Source organism: Arenibacter hampyeongensis (assembly GCF_002909255.1).
GTDB classification, from domain to species: Bacteria; Bacteroidota; Bacteroidia; order Flavobacteriales; family Flavobacteriaceae; genus Arenibacter; species Arenibacter hampyeongensis.
Genome location: NZ_PIOB01000004.1, coordinates 36,499 through 49,401, shown reverse-complemented (window position 1 = coordinate 49,401; position 12,903 = coordinate 36,499). Strand labels below are relative to the sequence as shown.

The following is a 12,903-nucleotide window of genomic DNA, read 5'->3' as shown; positions in this document are numbered from 1 at the left end:
CTTAAAGAAGTAGAGACCCAAGGGTAAGTCCATAAAACCAGGAACCCCGCCAAAAAGGCAGGGTTTACTCAATTGTTACATTTCCATGAGGCTGCGGCTATTGTAATGCCAGTCCCATTAATAAAAAATACCAAGGTTTCCCTTAGTACCCTTTAAAATATCTATATGATAAGGACTATTCGCTTTTAATCACCAATCTAAACCCTTCTCCGTGGATATTTAAAATCTCCACATTTTCATCTTTTTTAAGATATTTACGCAATTTTGCAATATAAACGTCCATACTTCGAGAGGTAAAATAATTATCATCCCTCCAGATTTTGGTCAGAGCCAATTCCCTAGGCATTAAATCGTTCTCGTGTAAAGCCAACAGTCTAAGAAGCTCATTCTCCTTAGGGGATAATTTAATAGCCTCTTCCTCCTTAAATTTTAGAAAACGGAGCTTGGAATTCAATTGAAAACCTCCAATGGTAAATTCAAATTGTTTGCTATCCGCAAGGGAATTGGAAGACTTTCTTTGAATTATAGCTTTAAGTTTCATCAGCAGGACTTCCGAATCAAAGGGTTTATTCAAATAATCGTCCGCACCAGCCTTATATCCCTTAAGAACATCTTCTTTCATAGTCTTGGCGGTAAGAAAAACGATTGGTACATTTTCGTTCTTTTCCCGGATTTCCTTTGCAAGGGTAAACCCATCCTTGTAAGGCATCATTACATCCAAGATACAGACGTCAAAATTGTCTTTCTTAAATTTTTCAAATCCTTCCATTCCGTTTTTTGCCAACGTAACGTCAAAATCGTTCATTGCCAAATAATCTTTAAGTACAATTCCGAAATTGGGATCATCCTCTACGAGTAATATTTTCTTATCTGCTGTTTCCATTATTGTTTTAAATTAAAGGCAGTTTTATATAGAAAGTGCTTCCTTTACCTTTTTCACTTTCTGCATAAACCTCACCTTGGTGATCGTCAACTATTTTTTTTACGTAAGCGAGCCCTAACCCGTGCCCCTTAACATTGTGTATATCTCCTGTGTGTTCTCTATAGAACTTTTCAAAAACCTTTTTAAGCACCACTTTGCTCATTCCAGCACCTTGATCCTGGATTTTAATAATGATATAATTTCCGACCACTTCAGTATAAACATCAATCTTTGGCACTTCCGGGGAATACTTCACCGCATTATCCAATATATTCACTATAACATTGGTAAAATGCATTTCATTGGCCAATACCTCCGAACGTTCTGCTTTTAGATGTGGCTTTATATATCCACCCCTATCCGCAACAATTAATTCCACATGGGTAATGGCGTCCTCTATTATGTCGTGCACATCTGCCCTATCCTTACTTATATCCAGTTGATTTTTTTCCAACTTGGATATTCGCAACACATTTTCCACCTGGGCATGCATCCTTTTATTTTCATCCCGGATCATCTGCAAATAGCGCAGCACCTTCTCCTTATCATCTATAATCTTAGGGTTTTTTATAGCTTCAACGGCTAAATTTATCGTTGCAATCGGAGTTTTAAACTCATGTGTCATATTATTGATAAAGTCCGATTTTATCTCCGAAATCTGCTTTTGTCTTATCAACTGATAAATGGCACTGGAATATGCCACTACAATAACCAAGGTAAATGTTAACGACAAAATTGCCATTCCTAGGATAGATTGAATAAGGAACCTTTTCTTTTTGGGAAAAGTGAGCAATAAGGAAAAATTGGTATTCCCCTCACTATCCTTAAATAATGGCGCCTTATAAAGCGTTGTTTGTGTAAACTTGAATTTTCTGGATTTAACTTTGGTGGGTAGGCCTTTGCTATAGACTCCATATTCGTATTCTATATCTATACCCCCATTTTTTAATTCCCTACCTAGAAACAATTCTATTTCCTGTTTGGATACACGTTTGTGGATAGACCTGGATTTTGCCTGTTCCCTAAAAACATCATCCAATGCAGCTTTATCAATAGATGAAAGTCCTCCAATCTTCTCGAGCTTTTGGACTGGTGTCAAGGAATATTGCCTCCCGTCCAGTCCAAAATCTTCTTTATAAATTTCGGTTTTTCTGGTACTGGTAATATTTCTAAAGGTTGTTGTGTCCAAGCCTATATCAAAGAACGTAGATGCCATATTGTAATCCTCCTCCAAAATACCGTGGGTATAAAATCGTATTTCATTGGAATTGATATCCCGATCAAAAAAAAAGAAATTCTTAAGATGGGTAGCCTTTGGTTTACCTATACTATCCTTTAGCTTGTAAAACTCATTAAGATAATCCTGCACTTCCCGTTTTTCAATATTCTCTACAACCCTACTTAAAATTTGGTTGACAGTATTTGAAAATTGTTCTTCTTTATCCGCTACCGACTTATTTATCCAATAGCTCTGTACAAAGATGATTCCAATTAGGGAAAGGCTCATTAAGACTACCAAAAGACCAAATAACCTCTTATTCATTTATTAACAAAATTATAAATTTAACATTTAGCGGATTGTACGTTTAACCTAACCTTAACAAAAATGTTAAAATTACGTTCTTAAGCACTTATTTTAAGAAGTTTATGGTGAATTTGGCAAACTTCTTTTTCAGTAACTTCTAGGTCGATATTTTTAATTATGAAATCTGAAAGTTCCTCCTTTTGGTTGTCGGGCCATTGATGGTTTATGCGTTTCTTTACTTCGGCAGGCGCTATCCCATCCCGATCGACAACCCTTTGAATTCTAATTTCTGTAGGGGCGGTCACCAAGACTATCCTATCGTAAAATTCATTGGTTCCATTTTCAAAAATAATGGCAGCTTCCTGTATTACATAAGGCACCTTCTGTCTCCTGGACCAATTTATAAAATGTCGCCTTACAGCGGGATGCACAATTTTATTCAAGTCCTGTAATAATTCTTTATCCTGGAACACAGATTTAGCTATATACTCCCTGTTCAGCACACCATCCAAATAGCTCTGCTTACCCAATAAGGCTTCAATCTCTTTTCTTATCTTTTTTGAGTGGGACATTAATTTCTTGGCCTCAATGTCCGAATTATAAATTGGTACCCCCAATTTCTGGAACATTTTCCCAACTGTAGATTTTCCACTACCAATTCCTCCTGTCAACCCTACGATCATCATTGCCTCTTAAGGATAAATTCTACTTTATTCTCTCTTAATTGCACCACATTTAGACTATCCGGTTTTTTTACCAATTTCAATTCCAAAATATTTTCGCTTTTGTCCCTTAGGCTCGAATAGTCGGCAGTAACCACAAAATCTGTCACTGCCAATTCCTTAATGGAACTCGAACGGCCCCTGCAAAGAACTGAGGCCATTTCCGGAAATGTCCTTATCTCTACACCTTCAGGCACGTTGACCACCTCGACCGGAACCATGAATACCTTTTCGGAAAATCTAAAAATTTTGGCCGATATGGCAACACTTCGATCAGAGTACTTGGTATTTTTTAAATGGGCGGGAAGATCCAGTTTTAATTTCCTGGAAACATCAGTTGTCGTATGAGGCAAAACCAAAGCTTGAGTAAATATGCCCTTTATAGTATCTATTTCCTTTTTAGGTCCTATTACAGTAATAGAGTCTGGAAGCAATGTATAGCTTTTGTCCATTAAATAATTTTGTTCCAAATCAATGGTCACTTTAGGTATTACGGCAACCTTCTTTCTATAAAGTTTTTGAAAATTAAAGAATAACGTATCCCGATCCATATCCACGACGGAGATAAATTTGGACAGTTGGTTTTCTATCTGACTTCTATAAGTGGATGGAGAAACAAAATATTTGGCACCTCTCTTTTCAAGCTCGGATAAGTCTACCTCCACCGTTTTGTTTTTAAAGCCGAACATTAAAAACTGAAAACCACTTGCCCTAAGTCTTACCTTGATGTTCCTTTTGGAAACTCCATTTAGCAATAAGCTATCAGGGGTGCTACCGTAATAAATATCAAAAGTGGCATTATTGGTATATTGCTCTCCCAAATTGCTTATAAACCAGGCGAGACTGGAACACAGTAGAAAGATCAGCAACAGCTTAACCTTTCTTCTATTGAGTCCGTTTTTAATTCTGTCTATCAATTTTACAATATTTTAAAGAATAGCTTAGGGAATAACTCCTCAGGTTTCTTACTGCTTATCGCCATTAGAATTGAATTTTTCAAGAATCCAAAACCATATCCCACAAATTGGATCACTACCGCAATCAAGGATAGAAATGCGACCTTGAAATTTTTGTTGACCATGAATGAATGTACAAAAAGCAAACCGAAATACAGGGCATATACCCCTAATGGCCATAAAACACCTAACGCCATTATTACAATGCCTCCAACCAATCCCAAGCAGAACAAGGTGGGAAACCAATAGGTAATTTTTGCTGTTCCAGGATGCCAATGATTCAATATGGGCCTAACCATGCCAAATTTCTTGACCTGTATATAAAATTTGTTCCAATCTATCCTACGTTTATGGTAAACAAAGGCGTCTTCAATCAATTTTGTTTCAAAACCAGCTTCCCATATCCTAAAAGTAAGATCAGGGTCTTCCCCTGGATGAATATTCCCATAGCCCCGAGTTTTATTAAAAGCTTCTTTGGATATCCCCATATTAAAACTCCTTGGTTGAAATTTACCGACCGAGGCCTTATTGCCTCTTATTCCTCCAGTGGTAAACACTGAAGTCATAGCATAATTAATGGCCTTTTGCACATTGGTAAAGGTATGGTGGGCTGCATCGGGACCCCCATAACAATCCACATAATTATTGGTCAGAGATTTTTCCACAACGGATAAATACTGTGAAGGAACAATACAGTCGGAATCCAGCACAATAAAATAATTGCCCTTGGCTCGGTCCATTCCATAATTACGTGAATCCCCAGGGCCGGAGTTGTCCTTCTTTAAATAAGTAATCGATAGTTTATCCTTAAACTCTTCCACAATACTCTCAGAACTTTCCGTAGAACCATCCTCCACAATAACTACCTCAAAAGATTTGCCATAGTCCTGTATTGAAAGGCTTTCCAGCAATTCATGGATCTCATTGGGTCGGTTATAAACGGGTACTATAAAAGAAAAGAATAAATTCATTATTGTCTTATGTAAAAAAAGGGGTGGAACAAAAGTATTGGTTTGATTATGATATAGCAGCAATTACCTCATATAAATTCACATTGGGCCAATCCAAAAAACTTACCCAATGTTAAAACGTATTACCCATGTATATCGGGGCTTTCTGGTTAAAACTAAAGGACTATTCCGAAAACCGGTCTATAACCTCCTGACTTACCCCGGTATTGGAAAAACCACCGTCATGAAACAAATTTTGCATCGTAACCTTTTTGGTCAGATCAGAAAACAGAGTAACGGTATAGTCCGCACAATCCTGGGCGGTTGCATTTCCTAAAGGCGACATCTTTTCTGCATAGGAAATGAAGTTGTCAAAACCTTTAACTCCTTGTCCGGCTGTGGTAGGTGTTGGGGATTGGGAAATGGTGTTCACCCTAACTTTCTTCTCCTTTCCGAAAAAGTATCCAAAACTGCGTGCTACCGATTCCAAATAGGCTTTATTGTCTGCCATATCATTATAATCCGGAAAGGTGCGTTGTGCCGCCATATAGGTCAAAGCTACAATACTACCCCACTCGTTCATGGCATCGGCCTTATATAAACATTGCATTACTTTGTGAAAGGAAAGGGCAGATACATCCCAGCCTTTGGTAGTGAAATCATATTTTTCATCCACATAGGCCCGGCCTTTTCGTACGTTGACGGACATTCCTATGGCGTGCAGTACAAAGTCTATCTTCCCCCCTAAAATCTCCATGGATTTTGTTACCAAATTTTCCAAGTCCTCTTCGCTGGTAGCATCGGCGGGAATAATCTTAGAACCTGTCTTTTTGGCAAGCTCATCTATCTGCCCCATACGCATTCCTATAGGCGCATTGGTAAGAACAAAGGTACCCCCTTCGGCATGAATGGTTTCTGCAGTTTTCCATGCAATAGAATTGGCATCCAGTGCCCCAAAAATAATTCCCTTCTTCCCTTTCAATAAATTAAACGACATAGTCTATTTTCTTTGTGAATTTTAGATCGTCAAAGATATTAAAAATTAACCGGTAGACCGAAAAAAGTAGAAGGTAGAAAAGTTGGACACCCTTTTGTTGGGGCTTTGTATTATAAGGGTTATAATCAGAAAGGCAGCAATGTTGTTATACCTTAAAACAGCACTAAATTGAATTCGAGATTTCCCTATCCAATCAAGCTAAGATTAATCCAGTAACTGCCTGGCATGGGCCAAAGCTGAATCGGATAAAGTCTTACCCCCTAGCATTTCGGCCAGCTCCACTATTCGTTCTTCCGAAGAAAGTTTTTTCATTTTAGTATTGGTCCCCATCAATTCCTCCTCCTTGTAAACTTTAAAATGGTGCACTCCCTTGGCGGCCACCTGCGGTAGATGGGTTATGGAAAATATTTGCATGGTATTGCTCATATCCTGCATAATATCTCCCATCTTATTGGAAATTTCTCCAGAAACCCCGGTATCTATTTCATCGAACATCATTGTGGGCAGATGCTCATATTTTGCCAAAATGGCCTTAATGGTCAACATAATCCTGGACAGCTCACCGCCCGAAGCCACTTTTTTAAGGTCGCCATAATCAGATCCCTTGTTCGCTGAAAACAAAAAGATTAAGTCATCCTTACCGGTCGACTTAAATTCTTTTGCAGGATTAATTTCTATTTTAAAGGTAGCACTTGCCATCCCTAAGTCGACCAAAGTATCTTCCAGTTGTTTTTTCAAATTTGGAACAACCGACTTTCTTTTCTTACTCAAATTGGAAGCTTCCGTATTCAAGTCTGACACCAAAAGCTGTAATTCCTTCTTTTTACGATCAATATCCACGACCACATTCTCAGTGGCACTCACCTTTTCGTCCAGATTATTCCTTACCTCCAGCAATTCTGTAATACTCTGTACCTTGTGTTTCTTTTGAAGGTCATACAGCAATTGCAACTTGGCATTTACCTGCTCCAACATTTGTGGATCCGCCTCAACCTTCTCATTTAGTATATTAAGTTCATTGGAGATATCATCCAACTCAATAAACACCGATTTTATGCGCTCATTTATATCGGAATATTGATGACCAAAACTAGCTAGTTTATTGGATACCTGTTTCAACTCCGCAAGTAAGTTCACAACCCCAATCTGCTCTTCATTTAACAGCTGTTGTCCATGGGACAATTGTTCCAAAATAATTTCCACATTGTTAAGCTGTTCATATTGCTCCTCCAACTCTTCCAATATCCCCTCTTTTAATGGTGCCGAATTTAATTCCTGCAACAAAAAGCTGTTATACTCGTGCTCCTTGGTGGCGCTATTCTGAAAATCTTCCAGATTTTGCAATTCCTTTAATGTGGACTGGTATAACACTAACTTGGACACATACTCCTTTATGCCTTTGCCATTGTCTGCCAAGGCATCTATCACCTTCAGTTGAAAATCATTATCTGCAAGGCGTAAAGTTTGATGCTGTGAATGTACGTCTATCAATTGATCACCTAATTGGGAAAGAATGTCCAAGGTTACAGGCGAATCATTGATAAAGGCCCTGGATTTACCACTAGGTAAAATCTCCCTCCTAATTATGGTTTTTTTCTCGTAATCAAGATCATTTTCTGCAAAAAAAGCTTCTAGACCATATTTGGAAATTTCAAATTCTGCCTCCACTATACATTTATTATCCTTCTCCCGTAAAGAGGAAAGATCTGCCCTTTTACCCAGTACCAAGGATAGTCCACCCAATAAAATAGATTTACCAGCACCTGTTTCACCGGTTATTACCGTAAAGCCATTGGTGAACTTAACGTTCAAATGATCTATTAAAGCGTAATTTTTTATGGAGAGATTTGTCAGCAATGTTTATGTTCTAATATTGCCGTAAAGATAATTTATATTGCTTTGGAAAAAAATGTGGGATAAAAAATTTCTCAACCAATTCCTTAAAGACCAAGGGCCAAAATTTAAAGAGTAGAATCCTATTAAAATTTTATTTCATTCCAAGTGGAAGAATATAGAGGTGCTATTTTATTCAAGGTTTGCTTTAATTGTACAATATCCACTTTAGGACCATCGGAAAATACATTTTGAATCTCTTCCGACTTTGCATCAAAAAAAGTTTGAATCAAAAAAGCATTGGGATGCCTTCCTATCATAGTTTCGAACAATCGCATGGTACCAGCAATCACTTGCTTCCCTGTACTATTATTATCTGCCAATACATCCAATCCCTTTCTATGGTAATTGTACATGGCTATTCTGTATTCCCTGTAGGAGTTGGACATAAGGTTGTCTACCAACTCGAACCTACTTCTGTCCCCGGAGGTCTGTGCCCATCCCGAAAAACCTGCACTTTGGGCCAAAGTAACAATTTGTTGGGCTTTTTTATAAAATTCACTTCCGCCTTCCAAAGCAAATGTATCTGCATCCAATCCCAAAATTATATAAGTATAGAAAGCCAGCACTCCTACCAAATTGGAATCTATGTTGTTTTCATTGAAGACCAAAGGCTGAAACTCAATGTAATTAAAGCTCAACTGATTGTCCTTATAATTAAAAATGGGACTTGTATAAGAAGTATTAAAAACCGGTCTTGAAGATTGAATCTGAATATTCCCTTTAAACCTGTTGGATTCATACTCGGTTATGGTTATAAACATTTGGGCATTAACCCTTTCATTTTCCTTATAAACCCTATTGGACCATCTATTTTTATTGACAAAATCGTTCAAGGAACGCTCCAATGTCTTAAAAATTTGCTGATTGGTCTGCCCTACCTGATCTGAATTTATGGTAACGACACAATTTAATTCCTGGGCTTCAACAGTTATGGAAGCTATAAAACAAATTATGATCAAAAGTAGATTACGCATAGATCCTATTGGTGATTTCATTTAAAATATCCGAGGCTACCTCTGCCTTGGTTTTTAACTCAAACGTTTTTATATCCAAATTCTTATCTATGAACGATACTTTGTTGGTGAGTTTTCCAAAACCTGCACCTTTATCGTTGAGGGAATTTAAGACAATAGCGTCCAGATTTTTCCTTTTCAATTTTCCAATGGCGTTTTCCTCTTCATTTTCCGTTTCCAGGGCAAATCCTACCAAAAACTGTTTTTCCTTCATTTCTCCCAAGGAAAATAGGATATCCTTGTTTTTCACCAAGCTAATACTAAACTCTTCAGAAGATTTCTTTATTTTCTGTTCGGCTACAGATTTTGGTTTGTAATCCGCTACTGCCGCAGCACAAATAACCACGTCCATATCTTTGTACAGGGCAATGGTTTCCGTATACATTTCATCGGCAGAAGTTACTTTAATCAATTGAATATTTGAATGCTGAATGGCTAGATGCGAAGGCCCTGAAACCAGATATACCATAGCACCCAGTTTAGCGGCATTTCTTGCCAACTCGTACCCCATTAATCCTGTAGAATGATTGCCAATAAACCTAACGGGATCAATGGCTTCATAAGTGGGTCCGGCTGTAATCAATATCTTTTTACCGCTCAATGGCAGCCCTTTACCTAGGTGATCATTGAGAAATTCAACAATATCCTCAGGTTCTGCCATTCGGCCCTCCCCTATCAATCCACTGGCCAGTTCACCAGAAGTTGCCGGAATCATAATATTCCCAAAAGATAATAGCTTTTGAAAAGTAGCTGAAGTGGAAGGATGTTTAAACATGTCCAGATCCATTGCGGGAGCAAAGTAAACAGGGCATTTGGCCGATAAATAAGTAGCCATTAATAAGTTATCGCAGGTACCGTTGGCCATTTTGGACAAGGTATTGGCGGTGGCCGGAGCAATAAGAACAATGTCTGCCCAAAGCCCCAATTCTACATGATTGTTCCAGGAAACACTGCCATCTTCCTCATTAATAAACGAAGAATGAACCGCATTCTTGGACAGGGTAGCCAAGGTTAGGGGAGTAACAAAAGAGCTGGCGCTATCCGTTAAAACAACTTTAACGTTAGCGCCAGCTTTTATAAGTAAACGGACCAAAAAGGTGGTTTTATAAGCAGCTATACCCCCAGTAATTCCTAAAAGTATATTCTTACCGCTCAACATCCTTTAAGCGTCTTTCTCTGTATTCCTATGATAAATTTTATCATCTAACCACTCCTTTACTGCCAATGCGTGTGGTTTGGGCAATTTTTCGTAGAATTTTGAAACCTCGATCTGTTCTTTGTTCTCAAAAACTTCCTCCAGACTATCACTATAGGTTGCAAATTCCTCCAACTTCTCCAAAAGCTCTTTTTTAATTTCAGAATTTATCTGAACAGCTCTTTTCGCAGTGATGGAAATAGCCTCATAGATATTCCCAGTTCTGGCATCAAAATCATTTTTATTGATAGTTACCGTGGAAACAGGAGCTTTCGAATTCTTTAAATCGTTCATATTCATATCAAAAATGTATATTTATTTGGAATAAACTTCTAATTCTTTTTCAACTTTTTCCAAAGTCTTATCGGCATCCTTAAGATACTTGGACTCAGGAAATGATTTTTTTAATGCCGTATAAGCGGACTTGGCACTATTTAATCGCTCTTTTTTAAGATATGAAACACTATTCATCGCTAAATTGGTGGCTGCATCAAACTTATAATAAAGGGCATCTTCACGGTAAACAGAACCAGGGTTATCGGATACAAAATTATCAAAAGCGGTAACTGCTGGAGTTAAAAAGGTGTAATCAAATTCACCGATGGTATTAAACTGCTTTGCTATCTCATAGGATTTGCGCTCCTTCTTTGTCGTTAATTCCTTTGCCATAATATTGGCTTCTATTAAATATTCCGATTCTGGATATGCATTAATGAAATTTTGCAATTTTATCAATGCCTTGTCGGTATCTGTTTGATCTAGGGAATATTTTGGAGATAATTTATAGTAACTTTTTGCACCATAAAATCCTGCTTCGGCAGCTTTGTCACTTTTGGGGTAAGACTTTAAAAACCTTTCAAACTGGTAGCCGGCCATATTGTAGTCCTTAGTTTGGAAATAAGAATCCGCAAGAAAGAACATAACCCGTTCCCCTTGTGGCTTGCCTATGTACTTAGGAGCAATCTGTTCCAATAAACGGTTCGCCCTTTTAAAATCTCCAGCATCATAAAATTTTTCGGCCAGATCATATTTGGCCTTAACATCTTCATTTTTAAGCACCTTTTGGTACTCACTACAAGAGCTAAGGAATACAACCAATAATAAAAAGGAAAATATACGCTTCATTTTTAAAAACATTTTGCAAAATTAAGGATTCTAAACGGATATAAAAAACATTTTTATCGCGCTAAAATAGCCTGCAACTTTACCAACGACAACATTTTTATGCAAGTTTTAACTTTGTGGGCATAAATTCCTAAAGTAGGTATGATCGTATTTTGCTATACTGCCGTCTTGAGCAAGCTGTTTAAAAAGCTCTTAATGGTCTTTTTTAGAGTTCCGGTAGCCTCTACCAATGGCAATCTAACAACTGCAGTACCTAAACCAACAGCCTCCAATAATGCCTTTATCCCAGCAGGATTTCCCTCTTTAAAAATTAAATCCATACCATCCTGTAGGGCGTAATGCAAATTAAAGGCTTCCTTAACCTTTCCAGCCAATCCAAATCGGATCATTTGGGAAAATTCCGAAGCCACTCCCTGACCTAATACCGATATTACCCCGGAACCACCGGCCAATACCGTGGAAAGAGCCGTAAAATCATCACCGGATATCACCATGAAATCTGCAGGCTTACCCTTAATGATGCGCATTATTTGAACCATATCGCCGCAAGCCTCCTTAATTCCTATAATATTATTGAAATCGTTGGCCAACCTCAAAACCGTTTCAGGAAGCATGTTGCTACCCGTCCTTCCTGGTACATTGTACAATATTATAGGCTTGGACGACACCAAGGAAATAGCTTTGAAATGTTGGTAAATACCCTCTTGGGTTGGTCTGTTATAATAAGGCGAAACCGATAAAATAGCCACGAAATCCTTTAAATCGGTTTCCTGAAGCTCTTCCACTACAGCTGCCGTGTTATTACCCCCTATTCCCAAGACCAACGGAAGCCTTCCGGCATTGGCATCAACAACGGTATCTATAACTAGTTGCTTTTCTTTTTTTGTAAGTACAACAGACTCACCGGTTGTACCTAGAACAACCAAATAATCTATTCCACCATCTACACAATAATTTACGATTTTGGATAATGCAATCGTATCTATAGAGAAATCCTCCTTAAAAGGAGTCACCAAAGCAACACCTGTACCAACTAACTGTTCCATTACTTAATTTCATTTAAAACCCTTAAATATTTCCGCAATTCCTTTTTAAAGGCCTGGAAATCCTTAATGGGAGTATTCAATATCAAATCATTTAAATTTTTATCCACATCACCAAAGCCTACCTTTAATCTTGCCTTTGTCTTTAAAGTCATTAACTGCAATAATAATTTTTCATCCGTATAATAATTTACCAATAGATCATATTCCCTGTTTAAAAACTCTAAGGCATAACTGTTTTCAATATTGGCTTTCCACCCTAAATCCTTATCGGAAAAAACTGGGGTGGAATATGGAGAATTTTTATCGTAAAATTTCTTGTAACCAATTATTTTTACCGAATTGGGCCTTAAAGAAAATTCATCCACAAACTCATAAAAGGCGTTAGTATTTTCAAACGCATCCAAATCCACAATACAGCCTACAGAACTTATACCTTTTTCCCTATTCACCACCTGTGAAGGGGCATTCAATCCCCGTAGTAAAAACTTTTTACCGGCCCTAAATTTAATTTTTTCCTTAAGCGTTTTTAAAAACATGTATTTTTACATTTTCAAGA

At 37.7% G+C, this 12,903-nt stretch carries 13 protein-coding genes; all 13 read right to left on the bottom strand.

Features of this window, described 5'->3' with window-relative positions:
- Positions 1-175: 175 nt before the first annotated feature.
- Positions 176-883, bottom strand: a complete 708-nt coding sequence (locus tag CWD91_RS11070; protein WP_103441024.1) for a response regulator transcription factor — start codon at positions 881-883, stop codon at positions 176-178.
- Positions 884-890: 7 nt separating this feature from the next.
- Entirely contained in the window at positions 891-2,465 is a 1,575-nt protein-coding gene (locus tag CWD91_RS11065) for a sensor histidine kinase (RefSeq protein ID WP_103441023.1), read from the bottom strand.
- A gap of 80 nt (positions 2,466-2,545) precedes the next feature.
- A complete protein-coding gene (gene coaE, locus CWD91_RS11060) occupies positions 2,546-3,133 on the bottom strand; it encodes a dephospho-CoA kinase (protein WP_103441022.1) in 588 nt (195 codons plus the stop codon).
- Positions 3,130-4,086 carry a YbbR-like domain-containing protein gene (locus tag CWD91_RS11055; RefSeq protein ID WP_103441021.1) on the bottom strand — a complete coding sequence of 319 codons (957 nt, stop codon included), beginning with the start codon at positions 4,084-4,086 and terminating at the stop codon, positions 3,130-3,132. Before CWD91_RS11055 ends, coaE begins: the two co-directional genes overlap by 4 nt.
- A 2-nt stretch (positions 4,087-4,088) precedes the next feature.
- Entirely contained in the window at positions 4,089-5,096 is a 1,008-nt protein-coding gene (locus CWD91_RS11050) for a glycosyltransferase (RefSeq protein ID WP_103441020.1), read from the bottom strand.
- Positions 5,097-5,259: 163 nt separating this feature from the next.
- Positions 5,260-6,072, bottom strand: a complete 813-nt coding sequence (locus CWD91_RS11045; protein ID WP_103441019.1) for an enoyl-ACP reductase FabI — start codon at positions 6,070-6,072, stop codon at positions 5,260-5,262.
- Between the two features lie 204 nt (positions 6,073-6,276).
- Positions 6,277-7,929, bottom strand: coding sequence for a DNA repair protein RecN (gene recN, locus CWD91_RS11040; RefSeq protein ID WP_103441018.1), 1,653 nt, complete (start codon positions 7,927-7,929; stop codon positions 6,277-6,279).
- Between the two features lie 122 nt (positions 7,930-8,051).
- On the bottom strand, positions 8,052-8,942 hold the full coding sequence (gene porD / locus CWD91_RS11035) for a type IX secretion system protein PorD (protein WP_103441017.1): 891 nt from the start codon (positions 8,940-8,942) through the stop codon (positions 8,052-8,054).
- On the bottom strand, positions 8,935-10,140 hold the full coding sequence (gene coaBC / locus CWD91_RS11030; RefSeq protein ID WP_103441016.1) for a bifunctional phosphopantothenoylcysteine decarboxylase/phosphopantothenate--cysteine ligase CoaBC: 1,206 nt from the start codon (positions 10,138-10,140) through the stop codon (positions 8,935-8,937). Before coaBC ends, porD begins: the two co-directional genes overlap by 8 nt.
- A 3-nt stretch (positions 10,141-10,143) precedes the next feature.
- Positions 10,144-10,476 (bottom strand): DNA-directed RNA polymerase subunit omega, encoded by a 333-nt coding sequence (locus tag CWD91_RS11025; RefSeq protein ID WP_103441015.1) that lies wholly within the window; start codon positions 10,474-10,476, stop codon positions 10,144-10,146.
- 15 nt (positions 10,477-10,491) lie between these two features.
- Positions 10,492-11,313, bottom strand: a complete 822-nt coding sequence (locus CWD91_RS11020; protein ID WP_103441014.1) for an outer membrane protein assembly factor BamD — start codon at positions 11,311-11,313, stop codon at positions 10,492-10,494.
- Positions 11,314-11,456: 143 nt separating this feature from the next.
- Positions 11,457-12,347, bottom strand: a complete 891-nt coding sequence (dapA, locus tag CWD91_RS11015) for a 4-hydroxy-tetrahydrodipicolinate synthase (protein ID WP_103441013.1) — start codon at positions 12,345-12,347, stop codon at positions 11,457-11,459.
- Complete coding sequence (locus tag CWD91_RS11010; RefSeq protein WP_103441012.1) at positions 12,347-12,883, bottom strand: DUF6913 domain-containing protein; 537 nt, start codon at positions 12,881-12,883, stop codon at positions 12,347-12,349. Before CWD91_RS11010 ends, dapA begins: the two co-directional genes overlap by 1 nt.
- Positions 12,884-12,903 lie beyond the last annotated feature (20 nt).

Bases quoted from the DNA above. Each gene is read 5' to 3' on its own strand.
- CWD91_RS11020 (WP_103441014.1), bottom strand. From the start codon at position 11,313: ATGTTTTTAAAAATGAAGCGTATATTTTCCTTTTTATTATTGGTTGTA.
- CWD91_RS11045 (WP_103441019.1), bottom strand. From the start codon at position 6,072: ATGTCGTTTAATTTATTGAAAGGGAAGAAGGGAATTATTTTTGGGGCA.
- CWD91_RS11025 (WP_103441015.1), bottom strand. From the start codon at position 10,476: ATGAATATGAACGATTTAAAGAATTCGAAAGCTCCTGTTTCCACGGTA.
- coaE (WP_103441022.1), bottom strand. From the start codon at position 3,133: ATGATGATCGTAGGGTTGACAGGAGGAATTGGTAGTGGAAAATCTACA.
- coaBC (WP_103441016.1), bottom strand. From the start codon at position 10,140: ATGTTGAGCGGTAAGAATATACTTTTAGGAATTACTGGGGGTATAGCT.
- CWD91_RS11065 (WP_103441023.1), bottom strand. From the start codon at position 2,465: ATGAATAAGAGGTTATTTGGTCTTTTGGTAGTCTTAATGAGCCTTTCC.
- porD (WP_103441017.1), bottom strand. From the start codon at position 8,942: ATGCGTAATCTACTTTTGATCATAATTTGTTTTATAGCTTCCATAACT.
- CWD91_RS11050 (WP_103441020.1), bottom strand. From the start codon at position 5,096: ATGAATTTATTCTTTTCTTTTATAGTACCCGTTTATAACCGACCCAAT.
- CWD91_RS11010 (WP_103441012.1), bottom strand. From the start codon at position 12,883: ATGTTTTTAAAAACGCTTAAGGAAAAAATTAAATTTAGGGCCGGTAAA.
- CWD91_RS11070 (WP_103441024.1), bottom strand. From the start codon at position 883: ATGGAAACAGCAGATAAGAAAATATTACTCGTAGAGGATGATCCCAAT.
- dapA (WP_103441013.1), bottom strand. From the start codon at position 12,347: ATGGAACAGTTAGTTGGTACAGGTGTTGCTTTGGTGACTCCTTTTAAG.